The following is a 24,643-nucleotide window of genomic DNA, read 5'->3' as shown; positions in this document are numbered from 1 at the left end:
TAATACTTTATTTTAATTTTTCTAATACTTCGTCTAATTGTTCAAATACTTTTGTATTTTGCTCAGCTCTTCCTATTGTAATTCTAATTGCATTTTGTCCATAACTTGTTAAATCTCGAACAATCACACCTTTTTCAAGTAATTTTTGAGCAACTATTTTTGATACAAATTTATCACCAAATTTAATTGTAATAAAATTTGTATATGAAGGAATAAATTCAAAACCTTTTTTTGTAACATACTCTTCATATCTTTTCATCTCTTCAAAGTTTTTAGCAATACAAGAAGTTACAAATTCTTCATCTTTTAATGCTTCAATAGCAGCTGCAAGTGTTAAAGTTGTAATATTAAAAGGAGCTCTTAATTTATAAAAAGTATTTATAATATCAGGTTGAGCTATACCATATCCAACTCTCATTCCACCAAGGCCATATGCTTTTGAAAATGTTCCTAAATAAATAGCATTTGGGAAATTAGCAATTAAATCTTTTGGTACAATTCTTTTTTTCTCATCTTTAAATGCTGCAAATTCTTGATAAGCTCCATCAACAACTATTAAAGTTTCTTTATCAATTGTTTCTAAAAAAGCATAAACTGCATCTTTATCTAAACATTCACCAAGTGGATTATTTGGTAAACATAAAAATATTACATCAGCACCATGTTCTTTATATAGTTTTGAAAATTGTTCAAGATTATGTTGGTCATCTTCAGTTTTAATAATCTTTGCACCTGTTTGTTTTCCATAAATTTCATACATAGCAAATGTTGTTTTTGCCATCAAAATTTTTGAATCTTTTTCACATTTTGCATGAACACAATATTCTAAAATCTGATCACTTCCAGAACCTATAATTATATGTTTATTCGTTAAATCAAATTTATTTGCTAATGCTTCTTTTAATTCATACATTGAATCATCAGGATAAACAGACATATTTTGAACTATTTCTTGAATTTTTGCTATAACTTTTGGACTTGTTCCATAAGGATTTTCATTTGAAGCTAATTTTATAACATCTTTTGGATCGATACCATATTCTCTAACAACTAATTCTATTGGTTTTCCAGCTTCATAAGTTGTAACATTTTCTAATACTTGATTAAATTGCATTTACTTTTCCTATTAAATTTAAAATTAAATATCGTTTATCTCTTTTACATAAGACCCTAAAACTTTAACACTACTTTTATGTTTTTCTAGTACTTTTTTAACATTTTCATCATCTTTATGTCCATCAAAATCAATAAAGAAAATTGAATTTCCCTCAACAATATGAGATTTTATTTTAGTTAAATTAATTCCAGCTTCATTAAAATCTGTTAAAAATTGAACCAAAACTCCTTGTTTATCAGGGAATTTTACTAATATTGATGTTTTGTCATTTCCAGATGACGCATTTTCAAAATCACTAATTATAAAAAATCTAGTTTTATTGTTATCTTTATCTTCTATATTTTCAAATAATATTGGAAGATTATGCAATTTTGCTCCAACATGTGGACAAATTGCTGCACTTCCTGGCTCATTTGCTGCTATTCTTGCTGCTTTTGTTGTTGATTCTATTGGAATTAATTCAACTTCATCTAAACCAAAATTAGCTAAAAATTTTCTACATTGTTCAAATGCAATATCTTTTGAATAAATTCTTTTAATATCACTTATTTTATCGCAAGTAGTAGCAAGAGTGTGATGAATATCCAAAACAACTTCTGCAATAATTTTTAAATTATAATTACTTAAACAATTTATTGTATCTGTAACTATTCCATTTGATGAATTTTCTATTGGAACTACACCAAATCTTACTTTTTTTGTATCAACTTCTCTAAATATTCCATTAATTGAACCAATTGAAATATAAGAACTCATAGCACCAAATCTTCCTTCGGCTGCTTGATGAGTAAAACTTCCCTCAGGTCCAAGATATGCTATATTTTCAGGTAATTCAATATTTCGAGATATAGCAAAAATCTCTAAAAACAAAGCTTCTATTGCACTTCTATTTAAAAGTCCACTATTTTCAGTATTGATTTTTTCAAGTCTATCAATAATTGATTTTTCTCTTTCAGGTCTATAAATTGCTCCACCACTTTTTGCTTTTAAAGCGCCTACTTCATGAACTATTTTCATTCTTTGATTAATTAATTCTAATAAATCATTATCAATCTTATCAAGTTTGTTTCTAAGTTCTAATAATCCCTCTTCACTCATAAAAAGACCTTTTTTTACTTAATTATTTTATAAACTCTTCTTCTAAAGCTATTATATCTTCAAAAGTTTCTCTTTTTCTGATTAATCTATCAATCCCTTTTTCAACAGCAATTTCAGCTACTTTTCCTCTAGTATTATAATTACTAGCCATCGTAAATCCATAAGCACCAGCACTATAAATAGCAACTAAATCATTATGTTGCGTTTTTTGTAATTGAACATTTTTAGCAAAAAAGTCACCACTTTCACAAATTGGACCTACTAAATTACAATCGGAAAATTCTTCATTGTCATTTAAAACCTCGATTTTATGGTAAGCATTATATAAAGATGGTCTAATTAAATCATTCATCGCACCATCAACTATAACAAATCTTTTGTTTCCGTTTACTTTTTCATATAGAACTTTTGTTACAAAAGTTCCAGCATTTCCAACCATAAATCTACCTGGTTCACAAATAATTGTAATATCTAAACCAAACATATTTTCTAAAACTGCTTGGGCATACTCTTTTGTATCAATTAAAGTTTCATCATCGTAAACAATTCCTAAACCACCACCAATATCTACAAATGATAGTTCGATTTTAATAGCTTTTAAATTTCTAACTAAATCTGTAACGATTTTTATAGACTCTTTTATTGGTTCAAGTTGAGTTAACTGAGAACCAATATGACAATGCATTCCAACAGGATCTAAACTAGACGAGTTTTTACATTGAATATACATTCTTTTTGCTGTATCAATATCAACACCAAATTTATTTTCATGTAAACCAGTTGAAATATACGGATGTGTTTGAGGGTCAATATTTGGATTAACTCTAATTGAAATTCTTGCAACTTTTCCAAGCTCTTTTGCAATAAGTTCAACTCTATTTAACTCAGCATCACTTTCAACATTTATCATTAAAATATCAGATTCTAATGCCTCTTTAATTTCTGAGTCGATTTTTCCAACACCTGAAAAAATGATTTTATAAGGAGCAATTCCAACTTTTAAAGCTCTTTTTACTTCACCAATACTAACACAATCAGCACCAGCTCCCAAATCTGCTAAATGTTTGATAACACTCAAGTTTGAATTTGCTTTAACAGCATATGCTATAAGAGATTTTCTAGCTTTGAATGCACCTTTTAATTCTTCATATTGTTTTGTAATATGGTCAAAATCGTACACATAATAAGGTGTTTGATATTTATTTGCTAATTCTTTAAAATTTATATTCATTATTATATTTATCCTATATTTAAAATCTTAATTTAAAATTTCATTAAATTTAAAAGTAAAATTTTATATTGTTCAAAATAGTCAAAAAGCTTACGCTTTATGACTACTTATCAGTTCCATTCCAAGCAATTGTAGGTTTTCCCTCATCATTAAATTCAACTGCTGGCATACCCATAATATTGTATCCGCAATCAACATAATGAATTTCACCAGTAACGGCACTAGATAAATCAGAAAGTAAATACATACCTGAATTTCCAACTTCATCGATTGTTACATTTTTCTTTAATGGAGAATGAGCTTCATTCCATTTTAACATAAATCTAAAATCACTTATCCCAGCAGCTGCAAGAGTTTTAATAGGTCCTGCACTAATTGCATTTACCCTAATTCCATCTTTCCCTAAATCTTCTGCTAAATATTTAGTTGTCATTTCAAGAGCTGCTTTTGCAACACCCATTAAATTATAATTTGGAATATATTTTGCTCCACCATAATAAGTTAATGTTAAAATAGATGAGTTATCTGATAATAAAGGTTTTAATTCTCTTACAACTTCAATTAATGAATAAACAGAAACATCCATAGCAATATCAAAAGCTTCTTTAGAAATATCATAAAATCTTCCACTTAATCCCTCTTTTGGAGCAAAGGCAATCGAATGAACAATAAAATCAATTTGACCCATATCTTTTTCAATTGATTCTTTTAAAGCTTTGATTTCAGCTGGATTTGATACATCACATGGATATACAAAATCCGCACTTCCAAATTCAGCTGCAATTGGTTCAACTCTTTTTTTCAAAGAATCATTTAAATAAGTAAATGCAATTTGAGCACCTTGATCAGCACAAGCTTTTGCAATTCCATAAGCAATAGACTTATTATTTGCAACTCCTAAAATTACCCCTTTTTTACCTTTCATAAACATCTATAAATCCTTTGTATTTTCTAATATTTGTATAAAATCTTCTGTTTTCCAAGAAGCTGTTCCAATCAAAGCACCATCTACATTTGGTATTTGACAAATTTCTCTAACATTTTCAACTTTTACACTTCCACCATATAAAAGTGGTTTTTTAATTTTTTCTTTTATTGAATTATGAATATTCTCAATATCTTCATTTGTAGCCGTAACTCCCGTTCCAATGGCCCAAACAGGTTCATAAGCTAAAATTAAATTTTCATAATTTGTATCAATTCCATCAAATTGTTCATAAATATACTCTAATGTTTTTATTAAACCTTGATTTTTTACTTCCAAAGGTTCACCTATACAATAAATAATTTTATATCCTAATTCTTTGTAGAATTCATATTTTTTTGCAATTTTATTTTGAGATTCACCTAAAATATGTCTTCTTTCACTATGACCTATTAAAATTGTTTTAATTTCAAATTCATCAAGTTGAGTTGTTCCTATTTCTCCTGTAAATGAGCCATTTGCTGTTGCATAAGCATTTTGAACTCCAATTGAAAAAGTAGGAACCGTATCAAATAAATCCAATGAAGTAGCTGTTGGGAAAACATAAACTTCATTTTTTATATTATTCGATTTTAAATAATTATTAACTTCATTTACAAATAATGCAGTTGATTTTCTTGTGTGATTTGTTTTGAAATTACTTGCAATTATTGCCATTAATTATCTTCCTCAAGTACTAGTGCTTTAACACCTGGAAGAATTTTTCCCTCAATTAGTTCAAGAGATGCTCCACCACCTGTACTAATAAATGTCATTTCATCTTCATCACCTGTGATTCTAACAAGATCAGCAGTATCTCCACCACCAACAACAGTTGTTGCAAATGAATTAGCAACTGCATGTGAAATTTTTGTACTTCCTTTTGCAAATTTATCCATTTCATAAACACCCATTGGTCCATTCCATAAAATAGTATTTGCATCTTCCAAAGCTTCACTAAATAATAAAGCTGATGCAGGTCCAATATCAAGTCCCATCCAACCTTTTGGAATTTCTTGAATTGTTACAATTTTAGCAATTGCTTCTGCACTAAATGCTTCAGCTGCAACAACATCAACAGGTAAATAAAGCTTTACCCCTAGTTTTTTTGCTTGTTCCATAATTTTTACAGCTTCTGGAATTAAATCTTCTTCAACTAAAGAGTTTCCAATTTCATGTCCTAATGCTTTTAAGAATGTAAATGCCATTCCTCCACCAATAATGATTTTATCAACTTTTGGAACTAAATTATGTAAAGCTTCAAGTTTACCAGAAACTTTTGAACCTCCAACAATTGAAATAAATGGTCTTTTTGGATTATGAACAATATGATGAAAAAATTTAATCTCTTTTGCCATTAAAAATCCAGCTGCTTTATGTTGCATATCAAAGTATTTTGCAATTCCCTCAACAGATGAATGAGCTCTATGAGAAACTCCAAAAGCATCGTTAATATAAACTTCAGCCATTGAAGCTAATTTTGCACTTAATGCTTCATCATTTTTTGTTTCACCCGATTCAAATCTCATATTTTCTAATAATAAGATTTCACCAGCTTTAAGCTCTTTTGCCATTTTCATAGTTTCATCACAAATGATACTTGGAGCCATTTTGATTTCTTGTTTTAGAAGAGTATGCAATCTTTTTGCGATTGGTTGCAAAGAAAATTCTTCTTCAAATCCACCTTTTGGTCTTCCAAAATGCGAAGCTAAAATAACTGAACAATCATTGTCAATGCAATATCTAATAGTACTTAATGCACTTCTAATTCTTCTATCATCTGTAATATTATTATATTCATCCATAGGAACATTAAAATCACATCTAATAAAAACTCTTTTACCTGTAATATCTATATTTTTAATCTCTTGTAATTTCATCTAAAAACCCTTATTTTTTAGCTACAAAAATAGCCATATCAATCAGTCTTGATGAGTAACCCCATTCATTATCGTACCAACTCATAACTTTTATCATATTTCCACCAATAACTTGTGTTAAATCAGATGCAACTATCGTAGAGTTTGTATTTCCAACTAAATCACTTGAAACCATCATGTCATTATCAACTGCTACGATTCCAGATAATTGTTTTGCTTTTGCTTCAAATAAAGCATTTATTTCTTCTTTTGTTGTATCTTTTTTAATCATAAAATTTACATCAACCATTGAAACATTAGGTGTTGGAACTCTTACACTTTGCCCATGTAATTTACCATCAAGCTGAGGCATAATTAATTTCATAGCTTTTGCAGCACCAGTTGATGTTGGAATCATATTAGCAGCACCAGCTCTTGCTCTTCTTTTATCTGAATTATGTTTTACATCTAAAATATTTTGATCATTTGTATAAGAGTGAATAGTTGTCATTAAACCTTTTTCAATTCCAAAAGCATCATCAATAATTTTTGCAATTGGTCCTAAGCAGTTTGTTGTACAAGAAGCATTTGAAATAATAGTTTGTCCAGAATAAGTCGATTCATTTACACCCATAACAAAAGTCGGAGTATTGTCTTTTGCAGGTGCTGACATTACAACTTTTTTTGCTCCATTATCAATATGTATTTGACATTTTTCTTGTGTTAAATATGCGCCTGTACATTCTAAAATAATTTCAGCCCCACAGTCTTTAGTAAAAGTTAATAAAGAGGCATCTCTTGTTGAATAAAGTTTTGCATTTACTTTTCCCATTTTTAGATAACCATTTTCAACTTTTACATCACCAGCAAAAGTTCCATGAACAGTATCATATTTTGTAATATATTCTAACATTTCAGGAGCAGCTGTATCATTTATTGCCACTAATTCTACATCATCTCTTGTTGCGATGATTCTTGCAACACATCTTCCAATTCTTCCAAAACCATTTATTGCAACTTTAATAGCCATATTTTTCCCTTTAAATAAATCTAATTGTAGATATTTTATCGAAATATTGCTATAATAATATTTAAGTATATTACAAAGGTTTTAAATAGGTGCGAATTGCAATATTTGGTGGAAGTTTTGACCCAATACATGTAGCTCATGTTACAGTCGTAAAGGAAGCATTAAAAAAGCTAGACATCAATACAGTAATTGTTGTTCCAACATATCTAAATCCTTTCAAGAGTAGCTTTTACTTAAATCCAGAAACTAGATTTAAACTGCTTAAAAAAGTTTTTAAAGAGTTTGAAAAAGTTCAAATTTGTGATTACGAAATAAATCAACAAAAAACTAGCTATTCAATTGACACGGTAAATTATCTAAAAGAGTTATATAATCCATCAAAAATTTATTTAATAATTGGTGAGGATAATCTAAAAAATCTAGATAAATGGCATGAAATTGATAAACTAAAAGAACTTGTTGAATTTGTAATTGTTTCAAGAAAAGGGTTTGAGAGTAAAAAAGCAAAAGAGTTTAAAAATTTGGATGTAAATATTGATATTAGCTCTAGCTTATTAAGAGATAAAATTGATTTGGACTATATTCCAAAAGAAATTAAAGATGATATATTAAATCTTCAAGAAAAAAGGTAAAAGTTTTTGAATACTAGATTAGAAAACATAAAAAAAATATTAGATGACAAAAAAGCGGAAAATATAGAGATTATTGATTTAACATCAAAAAACTATATAGTTGATTATGTTGTAATTGCTACAACATTAAATTCAAAACATGGATTCGCATTATTAAACTACTTAAAAACAGAGTTAAAACCAACAGGTGAAGAGTTTGTAAGAGTAGATGAAGATGACGAATGGACAATTATTGATTTAGGTGATATGTTTATTCATTTAATGAGTGAGAAATACAGAAATAAATACTCATTAGAAGAATTTTTATCTGAATTACCAACAATAGAAAACTAAAGAACAGCAGAGAATTACTTCTCTCCTGTTCTTAACAATTTATTATAATTCGATGCGGCATCTCTTGCCCCACCCATATTATTTGTATAAATTGCATATGCAATAATTATAACTGATACAGTAATAATCCATCTCACTACATTTGTTCCTTAGCTTTAATTCCTAAAAGACTCAAACCAACATTTATACTTAATGCTGCCATTGCTAAAACTTTTAAATACATATTTTGTTCATCACTTCCTATAACTTTGTGCTCATTATAAAATTTATGCACACTTGAAGCCAAGGAATATAAATATTCTGTTATTTTTTGCATATCTCTTTTTAAAAAAGCTTCAGTTAAAATTGATTCCAATAAAAGTGACTCATAAATTAAATTTAATCCATCTTGATTTAAATTTTTTATATCAATATTTTTTATCTCTTCTTGTGTAATTTCAGCTTTTTTAAATACTTGATTTATTCTAGCATGAGCATAATTTATATAAAAAATAGGATTTGAAGAATCTTGATTTTTTAGCATATCAATATCAAACTCTAAATGAGTATCACTTTTTCTTGTTAAGAAAATAAATCTTAATGCATCTGCCCCAATTTCTTCTGTTATATCAGACATCAAAATAACATTACCAGCTCGTTTACTCATTTTATAAGGCTCACCACCTTTTAAAAGTTGAACCATTTGAGATAAAATTACTTCAAGTTTTGAAGAATCATTTCCTAAAAATTCAACAGCTGCTTTTACTCTTGGAATATAACCATGGTGATCGGCACCCCAAATATTTATATATCTATCAAACTTTCTATCATATTTATTTTTATGATAAATAATATCTCCAGCTAAATATGTTGGAATTCCATTATCTCTTACAACAACTCTATCAGAATCATCTCCATATTGAGTTGATTTTAAATAAACTTTGTCATCTTTTGAATAAAGTGAACCATTTTTTTCTAATACTTCTTTTGTAGAATCCCAAGAAGAATATAATGTTTTTTCAGATACAAAATTATCGAAAGTAATTCCTAAATCTTTTAAATCTTTAATTATTATTTCCATAACCAAATCTTTTGAGAAAAATGCTATATCTTTATATTTAGATTCATCATAAATTATATCTTTTCCAAATTTTTCTATTACTATATTTGCAATATCTATTAAATATTCACCTCTATAATAAGTTTCTGGGTAAGCTACATCTTCTTTAAAAAGAAAATCTCTAGCAGCTAAAGATACGGATAAACCCAATAAATCCATTTGAGCACCAGCATCATTTATATAATACTCAGTTGTTATATCATAACCTAAATACTTTCCAACACGAGCTAATGAATCCCCAGCAACTGCACCTCTTGCATGACCAATATGTAAAGGACCAGTTGGATTTGCAGAAACAAATTCTAATAAAATTTTTTCATCTTTTATTGTTTGTTTTGCAAATGATTCTTTATTATTTAACGCATCGTTAACTAATGATTCTAAAAATGATGATGATAATTTGAAATTAATAAAACCTTTTACAGCTTCAACCTTTTCAAACATATCAGAATTACTTAAACTTGAAACTAATTCATCGGCAATGGCCATTGGAGATTTTTTGAGTTCTTTTGCTAGTGAAAATGCAACGGGTGTTGCATAGTGACCAAAAGATAAATCTTTTGGTTTTTCTAAGACTATACTTGTATTTAATTTATTTTCGATAAATTCTTTTACTAAATTTTGCAATATTTTCTCTTATACTTGTTTTGTTTCATTTTTTTCTGTTGTAGTTGTTTCAGATTTTTTTTCAATCTCATCTGATTTATTTTGCACTACTTCATCTTCATCATCTTTTATAGCTTTTTTGAAGTTTCTAATACCGGTACCTAGACCCTTTGCTAATTCTGGTATTTTTTTACCTCCAAACATTAATAATATTACTAATACAATCATTAATAATTCCATACCACTTGGCATACTCATGAGATTTCCTTCTATTGATTTTGTGTCATTATAACTACATAATGCTTAAAAAAATTTGTGATTTTTACTTTAAAAAGAAATGAATAAGTTTAAATCCACCACCTGCTACTAATATACTTCCGACTAAATTTAATGTAATATTTGTAATAGCAATATATATAGATGTTCCCCATAATAAATAAGATTCAATAGCAAAAGTTGAATAAGTAGTTAAAGCTCCTAAAAAGCCAGTTATAAGAAATGCTTTGAGATTTACTGAAAGAGAATAAGTAGAAAAATACGCAAATAAAGCACCTGCTAAAAACGAACCAACTAAATTTACCAATAATATTCCAACTGGAAATTCAATTGGAATATATTTATTTGTAAATTGAACTACATATGCTCTTACAATCGCACCTAGAAAACCACCAAGTCCAATAGCAAAAATCATATTCCAATTAAGAGACATAATTATTACACTCTTTGTTAAATGCTTCATTCATTTTTTTTTCAACTTGTTCAAACCAATCTGTACTTTTATCTGCTTGAACAGGTTCTAAATAAATAACTTTCACAATACCAGGTGTTGCTAGCATTTTTTTAGAATCTACAATATTTCTAGTATTAAATAAAACAATAGGCTGAACTCTCAATTTAAACTTATTTGCTAACATTTTGGCTCCAGGTCTAAAACTTAACATTGATTTGCCATTACTTCTTGTTCCCTCAGGGAACATTGCAATTGGTCGACCTTTATCTAGTCTATCTCGAGCTTCTTTAAAAAGATGCATTATTCCTGCTTTATTTTCCCTATCAATACTAATCATTCGAGGAGCTTTTATTATATGACCAAAAAAGAATAAATCTGTTATCTCTTTTTTTGCAACCCAAGCTAAATCCCTTGAATGTATATATTCCATTACGATAATATCTAGTAAAGATTGATGATTCAATAAAATCATGTCACATGATTCGTCTAATTTTCCTTCTGTCTCTAATTTTATTCCTAAAACATATATTTGAAAAATCATCCATGCTTTTATTACTTTATGAGTATGATTTTTAAATATATACATTAAAACTACTGTTATTGCAACAGTAATTGAAAATTGTATAAATAGTATAAGTCCTCTAATTCGTGCCAAAACTTTCTTCCTTTATCCAGCCTATAAAATCACTCTGTGTTCCTAGAATTTTTATAAAACCATGTTTTCTCTCTAATATCTCAACTTTTTGATCATTCTCTAATTTAAAGAATATGGTTGAATTTTTTGTTGGTAAAATATAGACAAAAGAATCTTTTTTTACTATTCCCGTACTATTTGGTAAAAAATAAATAATCGAAATTATCAAAAGTATCAATGAAATATATAAAAATATTTTCTTTCTTTTTAATATAAATAATATTAGAAATAGAATAAAAAAGGTTGTTGATGCTATTTTTTTATATTTCTCAAAACTTGAATCATTTGGATTTAAATCTGTTTGCGTACTTACTAATTCATTTTGTAATAATAAAGGAATAGTAAAATCCTTTAAGCTTTTTGTTTTGGTATTATAATAAGTAATAACCATTTTCTTTTTATATATTGGTGTAACAAAATAATAAACTAAGTTTTGATTTTCATTATTTTCTTTTATTGCAGAAACACCCTGTTCTTCAACATCTTTTAGTTTAAAATCTTCAAGATTTGAATTTATTGCATCAATATCTATTATCGTCAATGCTTCTTTATTATTATATTGTTTAGTCTTATATGCTTTTAAAAAGATATCATCTGCTATTACACCTGAATATCTTTCATCTCCTTTTCCAATATCTGAATATCTAATTGAAGGTGGACTTAATTCGCTAGAATCAATCATCGCACTGCCATTCATTAAAACAATACTAATCTCTGGAAATTTGAAATTTCCTTGTTTAACTTTAAAATAATAACTATTTTCATAGGTATCATTTGTAACTTTTTTCCAAGGATTTTTTGGATTTAAGATTGTAATATTTGATGAATTAGAAAAAGTTGTTGACAAAGAATCAAAATCATTTGTTGTAATTAAAGCTTTTACTACAACTTCAAATTTCTGATTTTTATAAATATTAGTTGGTATTTTATTGTATGAAAGATATAAACTTTTTGATGCAAAAAGATTTACACATAAAAAAATATTTAATAAGATAAGTAGTTTTAATATTTTTAGCATTTTACTTTTTACAATAGGAGATTAACCCCTTATTGTAAAAAACCCTTTAACATATTTACACCATCAACTGAACCTAAAAGTTCTTCAATAGCTCTTTCAGGATGTGGCATTAAACCAAAAACATTTCTTTCTTTATTACAAATACCAGCAATATTTAATAAAGAACCATTCATATTTACCAAGTTCCCGTCTTTATCACAGTATTTTAAAAGAATTTGATTATTTTCTTCTAACTCTTTTAATCCCGCGTCATCAATGTAATAATTTCCATCATGATGTGCAACTGGAATATTTACAACTTGATCTTTTTTCATTAAAGATAAAAATTTATTATCAGTATTTATTACTTTTAAAGTATGATATTTAGAAATAAAATGTAAAGAATCATTTCTTTTCATAGCACCTGGTAATAATCCTGCTTCTAATAAAATTTGGAATCCATTACAAATTCCTAAAACTTTTCCACCATTTGCTGCATATGCTTGAACAGAATCCATAACATTTGCGAATCTAGCAATTGCACCACTTCTTAAATAATCTCCATAAGAAAATCCGCCAGGAATTACTAATAAATCAGTATCAGCTGGTATGTTTTTTTCTTTATGCCAAATAATTTCTACAACACAACCTAATTGCTCAAATGCATATTTTGCATCATACTCACAATTTGTACCAGGAAATTGTAATACTGAAATTTTCATATTAACCTACTATTTCTATATCATAATCTTCAATAACAGTATTAGCTAAAAGTTTTTGACACATTTTTGTAACTTCTTCTTTAGCTGCTTCTTTATCAGTAGAGTTTAATTCTATAATAATTTGTTTTCCAATTCTTACATTTTTAACTAATTCTTTAAATCCTAGAGTATCTAATGCGTGATGAGTTGCTTTACCTTGATCATCTAATACACCTTGTTTCAATGCTACATTTACGATTGCTTTCATTTATTACCTTCAATTTATTTTTTTGCGATTATATCTAAATCTGCCTTACAATAATTTAGGCTATTTACTTAATCTATTTAAGATTGTCGTATACCCACTTAAAATTTTATCTTTAATTGTTTGAGGAACAACTACATCTAATTTTTCACCAGATTTAAGCTCTTTTGCTTTTTCTTTCCAGTTATCTTGTTTACCAAAATCTCTAAGAAGTTGTTTATCCATAGAGATATAATTAGCAGCATCAAAATCTTCTTTTGAAATAAATCTTGAACTTTCAGGTGTTAAAACTTCATCACCTAAAACCCATTCATTCTTAGAATTAACAAATATTTCAAACTTTGTATCAACTACAATAATACCTCTATCTTGTGCAAACTTAGTAAAATCTTTAAATAATTTTTCAAGACTTGAAACGATTTCAGGAAATAATTCTCTAATTTTTTGTGAATTTAAAGGCTCATCTTTAATACCTTTAGTAGTTGGCGTAAAAATTGGAGTTTCAAATTTATGCCATTGCGCTAAATCTGAAGGTAAATTTAAACCATATGGGTCTAAACCATTTTGACAAGCATCAAAAAGTGAACCAGTTAAATAATTTCTAAAAATTAATTCAAATTGAACTACATCTCCATCAACCTTAGCTTCTAAAGGTTTGCATAATTCCATAAGTTGACATCTTGGAGCTATACTTAAAGTTTGATCAACTTTTTCTGATAAAATTGCTGTTCTTATTCCAGCTTCTTTTGCAAATTCTGCACCATTATTTGAAATAGCAGTTTGAGAAACACCTTTTCCGTCAATTAAAAGATTTAATGGAATATCAAATACAGAACATCTATCACTTCTTACTAATAAAACTTTTGGTTCAACTCCTGGACAAGTGTAAAGGTCTGCATTTTTGCCAATATAAAATAGATTATAACCTAACTCTTCTAACTCAGAAATACCTTTTTGAGTTGTTGTTTTCTTTGAATCAGGCCAAAGATTAAGCGCTACGATATCACTTATTTTCATTTAGTCTCCTATTATTTATTCATTATAATTAAGCTTTTTAAAATAGCAATAGAAGTATTCAATTGATTATCTCCTAATACATCTTCACCAGTAATCACTTTTTTATTTTCATCTGCTATTGCTTTTTCATCTTTTTTCTTATTTCCTACTTTTTCAAGTTCTCCCTCAAGATGTTTTTTCAAATCAGCTTCTTTAATCTTAAATTTATCTTCATCATCTTGCGTTACTTTTCCAGAATTTACAATAACATCAGGTGTTACTCCTGTTGCTTGAATAGTTCTTCCACTTGGTAAATAGTATTTTGCAATAGTTAATTTTATATTTTCACTTCTGTCATTTTCAATAGGTAAAACTGCTTGAACAGAACCTTTTCCAAATGTTTTTTCACCAACAATAACTGCTCTTTTATGATCTTGTAGTGATCCACTTACAATTTCTGAAGCTGATGCAGAACCTTCATTTACAAGAACAACTAAAGGTAATCTTGTTTTTGTTTTAGATGCTGATGCTTCAAATTTTTCTTCATCATCCGCATTTCTTCCTTTTTGAGAAACAATTATTCCCTTATCAACAAATAAATTAACTACACCAATAGCTTGAGACAACAATCCACCTGGATTATTTCTTAAATCTAAAATGAAACCTTTAGCAGTTTTATTAGTTGTTATAATTTTTTCTAAGTCTTCTGTAACTTTTGCATCAAAACTTGAAACTCTAAAATATAATAAATCTGTATTTTCAATTGTCTTAGCAAAAACAGATTGTATTTTTATTATGTCTCTTTTCATTTTTATTTCTAAAGGTTTAAGTTCACCTTTTCTTACAACAGTTAATGTTATATCTGTTTGAGGATTTCCTCTCATTAATGTAACTGCTTCATCTAAAGTCATATTTATTGATGATGTGTTATCAATTTTTAAAATAATATCTAATGGTTTAATCCCTGCTTTAAATGCAGGAGTATCATCAATAGGTGAGATTACAGTTAAAGCTCCATCTCTCATTCCAACAGTTATTCCTAATCCACCAAATTCACCTTGAGTTTGAATCGACATCTCTTTTGATGCTTTTTTATCTAAGTAAGATGAATGGGCATCTAATTCTTGCATTAAACCTTTTAATGCTTTATCAACAATTTCTTGTAATTTTATGTCATCAACATAATACTTTTCAACTGTACCAATAACTTTTGTTAATTTTGACAATGACTCAAATCTTGATTGTTCAGGAACAACTTCCTCATTTGCAAAAAGACTTTGCGATATAACCAATGTAAGCGCAGAAGCTAATAATAATCTCTTCATATTTTTCATAACCTTGTAAATTTATAGAGAAATATTATACAAAAAGTAAGATAAAAGTAAGATTTTATTAAAAATTTTGTACCATATCAACTACTTTTCAAAAAGGTTATAAAAATGAGTATAAAAGAAAATGTTGATTATGTTAAAACAGAGCTAAGTAGCGAAGAGAGATTCTTAGAAAGTTTCGTAAAAAGTGAAAGGTTTTTTAAAAAATATAAAACATTAATCTTTGCATTTGTGATTATTATAATAGTAGGAATTATTAGTTTTTTTATTAAAGAAAATATAGCACAATCAAATAAACTTAAAGCAAATATTGCTTTCAATCAGGTTCTTCAAAATAGCAATGATACAGAAGCATTAGCTATTTTAAAAGATAAAAATCCTCAGCTTTATGATATTGCTCTTTATTTACAAGCAAAAAAGGAAGATAAAGCTATACAAATAAGTGTACCTTTCTTAAAAGAGTTATCAAAATATCAAACAGCATTATCTGGTAAAAATATTAGTGAATTAGATAATTTATCTATGCAAAATGATTTTTTATTAAAAGAATTTGCTATTTTTAACAAAGCGCTTTTTTTAACAAATGAAGGAAAATTTAATGAAGCAAAAACAACTCTAGCATTGATTCCGCAAACTTCAAAAGCTTTTGAATTAGCTAAATTATTAAACCACTATCTACTTACAAAATAAGGAAACACATGAGATATTTTTTAATTTCATTATCAGCAATATTTTTATTTACAGCTTGTTCAGGGAAAAAGTATTTCGAACCTGAAGATGTAAGCAGTAACATAGAATTAAATAAAGAATCTATGTCTTCATCTATCACATCGATGAATAAAATTGGTGCAACATTAGACAATAAAAAAGTTATTACAGCACAAGGAATTTCATCTTTTGAACTCCCAGAAAAGTTTGATTTTTTAAATGTAAGTGCTGATGGAAAAATCATTGCAACAAATTATATTAATAAAATATTAATTGGTAACGAAGAGAGAATTGTAAAAGATGTTGTTGTTGCAGCATCTTTAAAAGATAACAAATTAGCATTAGTTTATTCAAATAATACAATTGAATTAATTGATATTAAAACAAATAAAACATTATATAAAGAGTATTTACCAATATCTTTAGCAAATGATACAAGAATAACAAATCCTTATTTTATGGGGAATTTAATACTTTTCCCAACATTAAATGGAAAAGTTATTATTGTTTCAGCTTTAACAAATGAATCTATTAGAAATATTTCAGTTGATCCAGACAGTGAATTTAATAATATTATTTCATTAAATGTAATAGATGGTTCACAAACATTAATAGTTGCTAGTCCAAATAAAGTTGTATCTATTTCTTCAAAAGAAATTATTACTAAAAACTATGAAGTAAGAGATATTATTGTAAACAAAGAAGATGTTTATATAGCTACAATTGATGGTCAAATTATTAAATTAACTCCTAGTTTAGTAGAAGTTACAAAGAAAAAATATAAATATGCAAAAATCCATGCTTTAGGATTTTCTGATTCATTATATGCAGTTGAATCACAAGGTTATTTAATAAATTTAAATCATGATTTTACTGATGATAGAATTTACAAATTTAGCTTTGATAATAAAGAAAGAATGATAGCAATTGGGAATAAAATATATTTCGATTCAAAATATATAACTCTTCCATAAACAAAAAATAAAAATAAAAAAGGGATATTTGGTTTTCCAAATATCCCTTTTTTTATGTTTGAAAATTTAAAATTTAAGAAAAATTTCTATTCGCTAAATATTCAACAAAAACTGTAGCATAAGAACCTTTTGGAAGAACAAAGTCTAAACTACATATTTTTTTACTAGCATCATATTTGCATGTTATATCTCTTGGAAAAACGATTGCTTCTCTTCTATAACCTTTTTCTTGAATATATAAATCATCGTGCTTCTGTTCAATCAATGATGCCTCACCAACAGCTTTAAAAACTTTTCTTCCTGGAAGTAATCCAGTTGGTGTAATTTTAAAGTTATTAAAATCATTTATTATATTTGCTGTTATAACTTTTGGAGTAAATAATTTATCTTTTTCTAAATCTAGAAAAATATCTCCATCTAAAAGTTTAAATTCTTCATTTGATAATTTTAACCGTTCAACTAACCATGCATTAAAAAAACTACTTTGATAAGCAGCAATGAGCATTTTAGATAACTTTTTATCTTTAACAATTTCTTCACCATAAACTACATCTTTTGCTTTGGCAAGATTGTCAACAACTTCTTTTCCAAATCTTTGATAACCAAAATAGTTCGGCATTCCTTCTTTAACAATAAGTTTTATAATTTTTTGAATATGGTTTATGTCAGTAATTTCAACATTATGAAGGTTTATTTTAAATCTATTTCCTTCTAAATCACCAATATTTAGTTTTTCTTTATGTAAAAAAGTATCAATAATTTCTATCTTTTTATTTCTAAAAAGCTTAATCTCTTTTGAGTATTTTTTTGGAATTGTAATATATTGAGTTGTTGTCGCTCGTTTATCTTTTAATCCAGCATATCCAATCTCATTTGAGAATACATTTAGGAATTTTGCTAATCTATCTATTAGTTCCCATGTATCGCAGTTGTTTTTTACTATTTTTAAAACTAAAAAACTTCCTGCACCAGAGAATTTTAGAGGTTGTTCTTCAACTATAAAATCCTCATCATTTTGAACAAATTTAAAATTTAAAGTTTTATCATTCTTAGGATAAAATCTTTCTATCAATTTTTAGCTCTCTTTGTGAACTCATTTTCATAAACTGTTCGGCATTCTGTACAAAATTTTGCAAAAGGTTTTGCTTTTAATCTGCCCAAAGGAATAACTACTCCACACATATCACAAATTCCATAAGTTCCTAGCTCAATTTTTCTAAGAGACTCTTCAATTTGTCTTAACTCATCAATTTGATGATTAGCAATCATTCCTTCTGTAAAAGAATCACTAATTAACTCAGCATAATCTAATTCATCATTAATTTCTTGTTCTTTTAATTGATCAATATTCGCTCTACTATTATTAATATTTGATAAAATATTTTCTTTTCTTTCAAGTAAAATTACTTTTAATTCATCAATTTGCTGTTTATTTGGCATAGCTTCTCCTTAAATATTCGCGCAATTATATACTTTTTTATATATATTATTACTTAGATAAGACTTAAATGCCTATTTTACGGTATTTTCATTAATAAAAATTATTATTAATAATCTCATTAAATTACTTTTTTATATAAATTGTTTAACTATAAATTAACTAAATAAAGATAAAATACCTTAGTTCTAAGAGGAGTTTACGATCACTACTTTAACAAAAAAATTTATCTTTTTTATAACTTTTTTTATTTTATCTTTTATTTTTTTGGTTTTTTTTCACTCTAAATTAAGTAATAAAATTGACTATGCTACAAAAATAACTACTATTTCAAAACTTTCAAATTTTAGTTATTCAAATAATATTTATGAATCAAGAATAAAAGAACAAAACGATTTCTCAAAAAAAATTCTTTTTATGAACTTACAAATAAACTACTTGGATTTTATTTATGAAAAATAGCGTTTTTTTTAACTTTTTATTTCTTCTACTTTCAAAACACAAATCAAAACATATTGCTATTTTTATTATCTCTATTTTAATTGTTTTTTTAATTTCAAGTGTTTTATTTATTTCAAATAGTTTAAAAAAAGAAGTTTTTCTTACTTTAGATAATCAAAGTGATTTTGTAATTCAAAAAATCAATAGTGGAAAAATCTTAGATACACCAACTTCTTGGATTGATGATTTTTCTTCTATAAATGGAGTAAAAAATACTCAACAAAGAGTTTATGGTTTATATTATTTTATGCCAGAAAATGTTTATTTTACAATTGTTGGTGTTGATTTATTTGAAGAAAATAGTAATGAAAATCTAAAAGAGCTTTTAAAAATTCTAAATATCTCTGATTTTTTGCAAAATGATTCAATGATTATGGGAAATGGAATTAAAAAAATATTTGACAAATATCACTATTTTGATTCTTATGATTTTAAGCTTTTTAATAATGACTTATCAAATGTAAAAATATTCAAAGATTTACCAAAAGAAGCAAATTTAGTTGCAAATGATTTGATAATTATGGATATAAATCTTGCAAAAAAGATTTTAAATATTAAAGAAAATGAATCAACAGATATTGTTTTAAATGTTCCAAATAATTTAGAGAGACAAAATATAAAAGAACAACTTATTTTAAAACACTCAAATATTAGGATCTTACAAAAAGAAAATCTAAAAAAAGAGTATGAAAATATGTTCAATTATAAAGGTGGGATTTTTTTAATTTTATTTATAGTTGTGATTTTTACTTTTATTTTGATTTTATATCAAAGATATTCAATGATTAGCTCAAATGATAAAAAAGAAATTGGGATTTTAAAAGCTGTTGGTTGGAGTATAAAAGATATTATAAAACTAAAAATTATTGAAAATTTTATTGTGGGATTTATGGCTTTTATTATTGGAATTGTAATTTCATATATTTTTGTATTTATTTTTAATGCTCCAATATTAAAAAATATTTTTATTGGTTTTTCAAATGTTCAAAATGATTTTATTTTAAATCCTAATGTCGATTTATCAATAATAGTGACACTTTTTCTGTTTTTTATAATTCCTTTTTTAAGTGCTGTTTTAATTCCCGTTTGGAAAATCTCAGTAATTGATGCAAATGAGAGTATGAAATGATAAAAATTACAAACCTAAATAAAATATTTAATGAAAATACAAAAAGAGAATTTCACGCTTTAAAAAATATCAATTTAGAAATCAAAAACTCATCTTGTGTTATATTAAAAGGAATAAGTGGAAGCGGAAAATCTACACTTTTATCTATAATTGGAACTTTATTAAAACCAACAAGTGGAAGTATAGAAGTAGAAAATGAAAATATTGCAAAACTTCCAGATTTACACAGCTCTAAATTTAGAGCAAAAGAGTTAGGTTTTATTTTCCAATCTTATAATTTATTTGATACTTTAAGCGTAAAAGACAATGTATCAATTGCTTTAATTCCACTTGGATTTAATCAAAAACAAATAGATGAAATGGTTTTAAAAGCTTTAGAACTTGCAAATATTTCCCATAAAAAAGAGGAATTAGTTTATAATCTTTCAGGTGGAGAAAAACAAAGATGTGCCATTGCAAGAGCCATTGTTAATAATCCAAAAATCATTCTTTGTGATGAACCAACTGCAAATTTGGATTATGATAACTCTATTATTTTTATTGAAACTTTAAAAATGTTAAAGAGTCTAAATAAAACCATAATTGTGGCAACACACGACCCAATATTTGACAATCTTGATTTTGTGGATAATATAATAAATATCAAAAATGGAATAATTTGTGAGTGAAATACTTTTATCAAATGAAATAATTATCTATTTATTTACTCAAACTATTTTATTTATTCTTCTTTTTATTGCTTTTTATTTTTCTACTTTCATTATTAAAAATTGGGATTATGAGAAAACAACATCAAAACAATATAAACTTGAAAAAACCTCGTATTTAGTAATACTTATAATATTTTTTACTTTAATTGTAAAAATATTTTTATTTCCATATTTTGCTTATAGTTTAGATAATTTATCGCATATAATTCCAGGAGCCATGTGTGCAGCTGGAGTTATAAAAGCAAATAATTATGGTGAAATATTATTAGCTTTAAAACTTATAATTTTATTTTGCATTGGAGTTTGGTTGATAATCAATAGTTTGGACTTAAAAGAAAAAACTTATCCTTATACAAAAAAGAAATTTGGTTTTTATATTTTTATTTTTGCTTTGATTTTAATAGAAACAACTCTTGATATATTGTATTTATCAAATATCTCAACAAAAGAGCCTGTAATGTGTTGCTCTGTAATTTTTGGAGTTAATTCAACAGGAACTAAAATACCTTTTAATTTATCTATTCCAATGCTTATTGGTCTATTTTATTTGATTTATTTATTAACTATTTTTACAAATATTCAAAAACAAAAAACTCTAAACTTTATAATAAATTTATTCTTTTTATATATTGCATATTATGCGGTTACTTATTTCTTTTCAACATATATTTATCAGCTTCCAACTCATCAATGTCCATTTTGTATGCTTCAAAAAGAATATTATTTTATAGGATATTTTATTTGGTTGACGCTATTTTTTGGAACTTTTTTTGCAATTGCAAGTTTTGTTGTACCTAAGTTTATAAATAAAGATTTAAATTATGCTTTTATATATTCAATTATTTTTAATTCGATTTTTGTATTTTTATGTTCTTTTTATTTGCTTAGATATTATTTGGTAAATGGAGTTTTATTATAAAAGTTCCGTGTCAATTTTATAGATTAACACGGAATAATAGAATTATTTAGTTTCTTCTTTTTTCTCTTCAGCTACTGGAGTAGTTGCAGCTTCTACTTCTTTTTTAACATCTTCAACAACTTGAGTTGCAGTTGCTTCTGCTTCTTTTTTTACTTCTTCAACTGCTTGAGTTGCAGCCTCTGCTTCTTTTTTCACTTCAGCTACTGCTTGAGCTACTGGAGCTACTTCAGTTTTTTGTACTGGAGCCGTTTTTTTATCTTCATTACACCCTGTTAATAAAACTAATGCTACTGCTGTTCCTAATAAAATTCTTTTCATGGATTGCGTCCTTTTAAATATAATTAATTTTTGTTTCCCAAAAAACAATATGGAATAATACCGAAATAATTGTATATAAATTGTGTTGAAACCATATATTTAGTTTACAACTGCTAAGATTTCGGCTTATTTAACAAATTTAGGATAAATTTATGGTCGAACAAATTAAACAAAAATCAACATTAAGTTATTTTAATACTTTCTTTTTATTTTTTGCTATATCAGTTGTAATTGAACTATTTTATATGGGAATATTAGGTGTAGTTCAAGGTACAACTCTTACAATATTAGAATTAAGTTTATCTTTTGATAATGCTGTTATAAATGCATTAATTTTAGTAAATATGCCTCCTATTTGGAGAAGAAGATTTCTTACATGGGGTATGTTAATTGCAGTATTTGGAGTGAGATTAGTTTTCCCAATTTTGATAGTTTTTGCAACAACAGAATTAAGTTTTGTAGAATCATTTACCCTAGCAATAAATAATCCAGCTGAATATGAAAAAATTATCACAGCTTCACATCATATAGTTATGGCTTTTGGTGGAGTGTTTTTATTAATGATATTTTTATCATTTTTATTTAATGAAAACAAAGATGTTCATTGGATTGCTATCATTGAAAAATATGCTTCAAGATGGTCAAATATCGGAAACTTAAAAATGCTAATTGCAATATTTATTGTTGCAGTAATTGGATTTTATGCACCTTCTGAAATAATGATAGTGGATGTTGTAAAAAAAATTGATAAAAGTGAAATAATCTTACCTATGATTTATGGTATTTTATTATATCTTTGTATTGAATTTTTAAGAGGTATTTTAGAAGATGATGGAACAAAACATGAAACAAATAGTATGGAAACTGAAAGAGAAAAAATAGAACATGTTGCTAACTCAAAACTTGCAAAAGGTGGATTTGCATCTTTTGTATATTTAGAACTTATTGATATGTCTTTCTCTTTTGATGGAGTTTTAGGAGCTTTTGCAGTAAGTCAAAATATCGTTATTATCATGTTAGGTTTAGGAGCTGGTGCATTTGCCGTTAGAAATCTTACAATCTTAATGGTTGATAGAGGTATGGTTGCTGAATATAGATATTTAGAACATGGAGCGATGTGGTCGGTTGGATTTTTAGCAATAAGTATGATAGTTCAAATCTTTATGCATTTACCACATGCTCTAATAATTGCTTTTGCAATTATTCCAATTGCTATTGCATTTATTCATTCTGTTAGAGAAAATAAATTAGATAACCTAAAAATCTAATTGTTTTAATATTTGTTTAAATAAAGGTCGTTTTTTAGGCACTTTATTTAAACATGATATTTGTAACTCGAAAAGTAAATCTCTTATATCTTCATTACTATTATCTTCTTTTGATAAAAATAATAACTCTTCAATTAAACATCCAAAAGCTCTTATTTCAAACTGTTCTAAAGTATTACATATTTCTATATCTTCAGGTTCATAATATGAAGCTCCACCAAAATCACCTAAAATACTATTGGCATTTTTATCTATCATAATATTATGTGCATAAAAATCCCCATGCATAATTCCTCTTTTATGCATATGTACAGCAGCAGTTGCCATTCCTTTTAATATTTTTAGACTGCTTTGTATTGAAAGCTTAAAATCACTTGGATAAACATCTCTTGTACAGCTTTCCAAACTAGGTGGCAAACCTAAATTTGTGTAAGTTGAAGGAATTAATTCTAACATTAAAACATCTTTGTTCTCAGGATGTTTTGATACATGTGCTAATACATCTATAAGATTTTTATGAACACCCATAGAAATATTTATATCCATCTCTTCTTGAGGTAGCCCATCCGATGTCATTTCACCTTTAAATATTTTAATGGCAACTTCTTTGTTTTGATATTTAGCTTTGTAAATATTCCCAGATGCACCCTGCCCTAAAAGTTCTTTAATCTCAAGGTCATCCCATAAAATAGTTTTTAATTTTATATTAGAATCTGGATGTTTTTTACAAAAAGGATTACCACTAAATGCCAACCATGAAAGTTTTGGTAAAGATAAAAGACAAGAAGGAAAAGTGATGAGTTTATTTGCAGCTATTCTTAAGAGTTCGAGATTAATACATTTATTAAAAGTATCTGGTAAAGAACTTTGGAGAGGTAACATAAATTCATACTCAGAATTAAAAGATTCTGAGATAAAATAAATGAATAAAGGTTGCAAATGAGACAAAGTAAATATAGTCAAGAGTTTAAGGATTCAACAGTACAGTTGATTAT

28 protein-coding genes are annotated in these 24,643 nt (G+C 26.6%); 8 read left to right on the top strand and 20 right to left on the bottom strand.

Annotated features, from left to right (window positions below; genetic code table 11):
* Positions 1 to 7: 7 nt before the first annotated feature.
* The 7 genes from hisC to gap all read right to left on the bottom strand — a co-directional run bounded on the left by hisC (position 8) and on the right by gap (position 7,299).
* Complete coding sequence (hisC, locus tag B0174_RS05450; protein ID WP_108558652.1) at positions 8 to 1,114, bottom strand: histidinol-phosphate transaminase; 1,107 nt, start codon at positions 1,112 to 1,114, stop codon at positions 8 to 10.
* A 24-nt stretch (positions 1,115 to 1,138) separates the two neighbouring features.
* Positions 1,139 to 2,215, bottom strand: coding sequence for a chorismate mutase (pheA, locus tag B0174_RS05445; protein ID WP_108558651.1), 1,077 nt, complete (start codon positions 2,213 to 2,215; stop codon positions 1,139 to 1,141).
* Between the two features lie 22 nt (positions 2,216 to 2,237).
* Positions 2,238 to 3,446, bottom strand: coding sequence for a diaminopimelate decarboxylase (gene lysA / locus B0174_RS05440; protein ID WP_108558650.1), 1,209 nt, complete (start codon positions 3,444 to 3,446; stop codon positions 2,238 to 2,240).
* A gap of 103 nt (positions 3,447 to 3,549) precedes the next feature.
* The gene (gene fabI, locus B0174_RS05435; protein ID WP_108558649.1) at positions 3,550 to 4,377 is read right to left on the bottom strand and encodes an enoyl-ACP reductase FabI; all 828 of its coding nucleotides are present in this window, start codon (positions 4,375 to 4,377) and stop codon (positions 3,550 to 3,552) included.
* Positions 4,378 to 5,088, bottom strand: coding sequence for a triose-phosphate isomerase (locus B0174_RS05430; RefSeq protein ID WP_108558648.1), 711 nt, complete (start codon positions 5,086 to 5,088; stop codon positions 4,378 to 4,380).
* Complete coding sequence (locus B0174_RS05425; protein ID WP_108558647.1) at positions 5,088 to 6,290, bottom strand: phosphoglycerate kinase; 1,203 nt, start codon at positions 6,288 to 6,290, stop codon at positions 5,088 to 5,090. The genes B0174_RS05430 and B0174_RS05425 overlap by 1 nt, the downstream gene beginning before the upstream one ends.
* A 10-nt stretch (positions 6,291 to 6,300) precedes the next feature.
* Complete coding sequence (gap, locus tag B0174_RS05420; RefSeq protein ID WP_108558646.1) at positions 6,301 to 7,299, bottom strand: type I glyceraldehyde-3-phosphate dehydrogenase; 999 nt, start codon at positions 7,297 to 7,299, stop codon at positions 6,301 to 6,303.
* A gap of 89 nt (positions 7,300 to 7,388) precedes the next feature.
* On the opposite strand from gap, the gene nadD reads away from it, so the two are divergent.
* Both nadD and rsfS read left to right on the top strand, forming a co-directional pair.
* Complete coding sequence (gene nadD, locus B0174_RS05415; protein WP_108558645.1) at positions 7,389 to 7,931, top strand: nicotinate (nicotinamide) nucleotide adenylyltransferase; 543 nt, start codon at positions 7,389 to 7,391, stop codon at positions 7,929 to 7,931.
* A 6-nt stretch (positions 7,932 to 7,937) separates the two neighbouring features.
* Positions 7,938 to 8,264 (top strand): ribosome silencing factor, encoded by a 327-nt coding sequence (rsfS, locus tag B0174_RS05410; RefSeq protein WP_108558644.1) that lies wholly within the window; start codon positions 7,938 to 7,940, stop codon positions 8,262 to 8,264.
* Between the two features lie 136 nt (positions 8,265 to 8,400).
* Here rsfS and argS read toward each other — a convergent pair whose 3' ends face one another.
* From argS to B0174_RS05365, 9 genes are all read right to left on the bottom strand, one after another.
* Complete coding sequence (gene argS, locus B0174_RS05405) at positions 8,401 to 9,990, bottom strand: arginine--tRNA ligase (protein ID WP_108558643.1); 1,590 nt, start codon at positions 9,988 to 9,990, stop codon at positions 8,401 to 8,403.
* Positions 9,991 to 9,999: 9 nt separating this feature from the next.
* Positions 10,000 to 10,227: a twin-arginine translocase TatA/TatE family subunit gene (gene tatA, locus B0174_RS05400; protein WP_108558642.1), complete on the bottom strand. Its 228-nt coding sequence runs from the start codon at positions 10,225 to 10,227 to the stop codon at positions 10,000 to 10,002.
* Between the two features lie 64 nt (positions 10,228 to 10,291).
* Positions 10,292 to 10,678, bottom strand: a complete 387-nt coding sequence (locus B0174_RS05395) for a fluoride efflux transporter FluC (protein WP_108558641.1) — start codon at positions 10,676 to 10,678, stop codon at positions 10,292 to 10,294.
* A complete protein-coding gene (locus B0174_RS05390) occupies positions 10,668 to 11,354 on the bottom strand; it encodes a lysophospholipid acyltransferase family protein (protein ID WP_108558640.1) in 687 nt (228 codons plus the stop codon). Before B0174_RS05390 ends, B0174_RS05395 begins: the two co-directional genes overlap by 11 nt.
* Positions 11,341 to 12,411 carry a hypothetical protein gene (locus B0174_RS05385; protein ID WP_108558639.1) on the bottom strand — a complete coding sequence of 357 codons (1,071 nt, stop codon included), beginning with the start codon at positions 12,409 to 12,411 and terminating at the stop codon, positions 11,341 to 11,343. Before B0174_RS05385 ends, B0174_RS05390 begins: the two co-directional genes overlap by 14 nt.
* Positions 12,412 to 12,440: 29 nt before the next feature.
* A complete protein-coding gene (purQ, locus tag B0174_RS05380) occupies positions 12,441 to 13,112 on the bottom strand; it encodes a phosphoribosylformylglycinamidine synthase subunit PurQ (RefSeq protein ID WP_108558638.1) in 672 nt (223 codons plus the stop codon).
* Position 13,113: 1 nt separating this feature from the next.
* Positions 13,114 to 13,359, bottom strand: a complete 246-nt coding sequence (purS, locus tag B0174_RS05375) for a phosphoribosylformylglycinamidine synthase subunit PurS (RefSeq protein ID WP_108558637.1) — start codon at positions 13,357 to 13,359, stop codon at positions 13,114 to 13,116.
* 60 nt (positions 13,360 to 13,419) lie between these two features.
* Entirely contained in the window at positions 13,420 to 14,373 is a 954-nt protein-coding gene (locus tag B0174_RS05370; RefSeq protein WP_108558636.1) for a phosphoribosylaminoimidazolesuccinocarboxamide synthase, read from the bottom strand.
* A gap of 11 nt (positions 14,374 to 14,384) precedes the next feature.
* On the bottom strand, positions 14,385 to 15,677 hold the full coding sequence (locus B0174_RS05365) for a S41 family peptidase (protein ID WP_108558635.1): 1,293 nt from the start codon (positions 15,675 to 15,677) through the stop codon (positions 14,385 to 14,387).
* A gap of 114 nt (positions 15,678 to 15,791) precedes the next feature.
* Here B0174_RS05365 and B0174_RS05360 point away from each other — a divergent pair, with 114 nt between their 5' ends.
* Positions 15,792 to 16,373, top strand: a complete 582-nt coding sequence (locus B0174_RS05360) for a hypothetical protein (protein WP_108558634.1) — start codon at positions 15,792 to 15,794, stop codon at positions 16,371 to 16,373.
* An 8-nt stretch (positions 16,374 to 16,381) separates the two neighbouring features.
* A complete protein-coding gene (locus B0174_RS05355; protein WP_108558633.1) occupies positions 16,382 to 17,365 on the top strand; it encodes a hypothetical protein in 984 nt (327 codons plus the stop codon).
* 73 nt (positions 17,366 to 17,438) lie between these two features.
* Here B0174_RS05355 and B0174_RS05350 read toward each other — a convergent pair whose 3' ends face one another.
* Complete coding sequence (locus B0174_RS05350; RefSeq protein WP_108558632.1) at positions 17,439 to 18,437, bottom strand: tRNA pseudouridine(13) synthase TruD; 999 nt, start codon at positions 18,435 to 18,437, stop codon at positions 17,439 to 17,441.
* Positions 18,434 to 18,805 (bottom strand): RNA polymerase-binding protein DksA, encoded by a 372-nt coding sequence (gene dksA, locus B0174_RS05345; RefSeq protein ID WP_108558631.1) that lies wholly within the window; start codon positions 18,803 to 18,805, stop codon positions 18,434 to 18,436. The genes B0174_RS05350 and dksA overlap by 4 nt, the downstream gene beginning before the upstream one ends.
* Before the next feature lie 449 nt (positions 18,806 to 19,254).
* Between dksA and B0174_RS05335 the strand changes: the two genes are divergently transcribed.
* Genes B0174_RS05335 through B0174_RS05325 form a run of 3 tightly spaced genes read left to right on the top strand, consistent with a single transcriptional unit; the run spans position 19,255 to position 22,062 of the window.
* Positions 19,255 to 20,433 (top strand): ABC transporter permease, encoded by a 1,179-nt coding sequence (locus B0174_RS05335; RefSeq protein WP_108558629.1) that lies wholly within the window; start codon positions 19,255 to 19,257, stop codon positions 20,431 to 20,433.
* Positions 20,430 to 21,101: an ABC transporter ATP-binding protein gene (locus B0174_RS05330; protein WP_108558628.1), complete on the top strand. Its 672-nt coding sequence runs from the start codon at positions 20,430 to 20,432 to the stop codon at positions 21,099 to 21,101. The genes B0174_RS05335 and B0174_RS05330 overlap by 4 nt, the downstream gene beginning before the upstream one ends.
* The gene (locus tag B0174_RS05325; RefSeq protein WP_108558627.1) at positions 21,094 to 22,062 is read left to right on the top strand and encodes a hypothetical protein; all 969 of its coding nucleotides are present in this window, start codon (positions 21,094 to 21,096) and stop codon (positions 22,060 to 22,062) included. Before B0174_RS05330 ends, B0174_RS05325 begins: the two co-directional genes overlap by 8 nt.
* Positions 22,063 to 22,104: 42 nt before the next feature.
* Here the strand turns inward: B0174_RS05325 and B0174_RS05320 are convergent, their stop codons facing one another.
* Positions 22,105 to 22,380: a lipoprotein gene (locus B0174_RS05320; protein WP_205663496.1), complete on the bottom strand. Its 276-nt coding sequence runs from the start codon at positions 22,378 to 22,380 to the stop codon at positions 22,105 to 22,107.
* A gap of 152 nt (positions 22,381 to 22,532) precedes the next feature.
* Between B0174_RS05320 and B0174_RS05315 the strand changes: the two genes are divergently transcribed.
* A complete protein-coding gene (locus B0174_RS05315) occupies positions 22,533 to 23,648 on the top strand; it encodes a DUF475 domain-containing protein (protein WP_205663495.1) in 1,116 nt (371 codons plus the stop codon).
* Here the strand turns inward: B0174_RS05315 and B0174_RS05310 are convergent.
* Positions 23,637 to 24,530, bottom strand: coding sequence for a protein kinase domain-containing protein (locus tag B0174_RS05310; RefSeq protein ID WP_108558626.1), 894 nt, complete (start codon positions 24,528 to 24,530; stop codon positions 23,637 to 23,639). The genes B0174_RS05315 and B0174_RS05310 overlap by 12 nt on opposite strands.
* Between the last annotated feature and the right edge of the window lie 113 nt (positions 24,531 to 24,643).

Source organism: Arcobacter caeni, from assembly GCF_003063245.1.
In the GTDB taxonomy this organism is placed as follows: domain Bacteria; phylum Campylobacterota; class Campylobacteria; order Campylobacterales; family Arcobacteraceae; genus Aliarcobacter; species Aliarcobacter caeni.
The sequence above is the reverse complement of the archived record's forward strand: the minus strand, read 5'-3'. Positions and strand labels throughout refer to the sequence as shown.

What these genes read in the sequence shown, in the direction of transcription:
- hisC (WP_108558652.1), bottom strand. Translation starts at nt 1,114, where the DNA reads ATGCAATTTAATCAAGTATTAGAAAATGTTACAACTTATGAAGCTGGA.
- pheA (WP_108558651.1), bottom strand. Translation starts at nt 2,215, where the DNA reads ATGAGTGAAGAGGGATTATTAGAACTTAGAAACAAACTTGATAAGATT.
- lysA (WP_108558650.1), bottom strand. Translation starts at nt 3,446, where the DNA reads ATGAATATAAATTTTAAAGAATTAGCAAATAAATATCAAACACCTTAT.
- fabI (WP_108558649.1), bottom strand. Translation starts at nt 4,377, where the DNA reads ATGTTTATGAAAGGTAAAAAAGGGGTAATTTTAGGAGTTGCAAATAAT.
- B0174_RS05430 (WP_108558648.1), bottom strand. Translation starts at nt 5,088, where the DNA reads ATGGCAATAATTGCAAGTAATTTCAAAACAAATCACACAAGAAAATCA.
- B0174_RS05425 (WP_108558647.1), bottom strand. Translation starts at nt 6,290, where the DNA reads ATGAAATTACAAGAGATTAAAAATATAGATATTACAGGTAAAAGAGTT.
- gap (WP_108558646.1), bottom strand. Translation starts at nt 7,299, where the DNA reads ATGGCTATTAAAGTTGCAATAAATGGTTTTGGAAGAATTGGAAGATGT.
- tatA (WP_108558642.1), bottom strand. Translation starts at nt 10,227, where the DNA reads ATGAGTATGCCAAGTGGTATGGAATTATTAATGATTGTATTAGTAATA.
- B0174_RS05395 (WP_108558641.1), bottom strand. Translation starts at nt 10,678, where the DNA reads ATGTCTCTTAATTGGAATATGATTTTTGCTATTGGACTTGGTGGTTTT.
- B0174_RS05385 (WP_108558639.1), bottom strand. Translation starts at nt 12,411, where the DNA reads ATGCTAAAAATATTAAAACTACTTATCTTATTAAATATTTTTTTATGT.
- purQ (WP_108558638.1), bottom strand. Translation starts at nt 13,112, where the DNA reads ATGAAAATTTCAGTATTACAATTTCCTGGTACAAATTGTGAGTATGAT.
- purS (WP_108558637.1), bottom strand. Translation starts at nt 13,359, where the DNA reads ATGAAAGCAATCGTAAATGTAGCATTGAAACAAGGTGTATTAGATGAT.
- B0174_RS05370 (WP_108558636.1), bottom strand. Translation starts at nt 14,373, where the DNA reads ATGAAAATAAGTGATATCGTAGCGCTTAATCTTTGGCCTGATTCAAAG.
- B0174_RS05365 (WP_108558635.1), bottom strand. Translation starts at nt 15,677, where the DNA reads ATGAAGAGATTATTATTAGCTTCTGCGCTTACATTGGTTATATCGCAA.
- B0174_RS05360 (WP_108558634.1), top strand. Translation starts at nt 15,792, where the DNA reads ATGAGTATAAAAGAAAATGTTGATTATGTTAAAACAGAGCTAAGTAGC.
- B0174_RS05355 (WP_108558633.1), top strand. Translation starts at nt 16,382, where the DNA reads ATGAGATATTTTTTAATTTCATTATCAGCAATATTTTTATTTACAGCT.
- dksA (WP_108558631.1), bottom strand. Translation starts at nt 18,805, where the DNA reads ATGCCAAATAAACAGCAAATTGATGAATTAAAAGTAATTTTACTTGAA.
- B0174_RS05335 (WP_108558629.1), top strand. Translation starts at nt 19,255, where the DNA reads ATGAAAAATAGCGTTTTTTTTAACTTTTTATTTCTTCTACTTTCAAAA.
- B0174_RS05330 (WP_108558628.1), top strand. Translation starts at nt 20,430, where the DNA reads ATGATAAAAATTACAAACCTAAATAAAATATTTAATGAAAATACAAAA.
- B0174_RS05320 (WP_205663496.1), bottom strand. Translation starts at nt 22,380, where the DNA reads ATGAAAAGAATTTTATTAGGAACAGCAGTAGCATTAGTTTTATTAACA.
- B0174_RS05315 (WP_205663495.1), top strand. Translation starts at nt 22,533, where the DNA reads ATGGTCGAACAAATTAAACAAAAATCAACATTAAGTTATTTTAATACT.
- B0174_RS05310 (WP_108558626.1), bottom strand. Translation starts at nt 24,530, where the DNA reads ATGTTACCTCTCCAAAGTTCTTTACCAGATACTTTTAATAAATGTATT.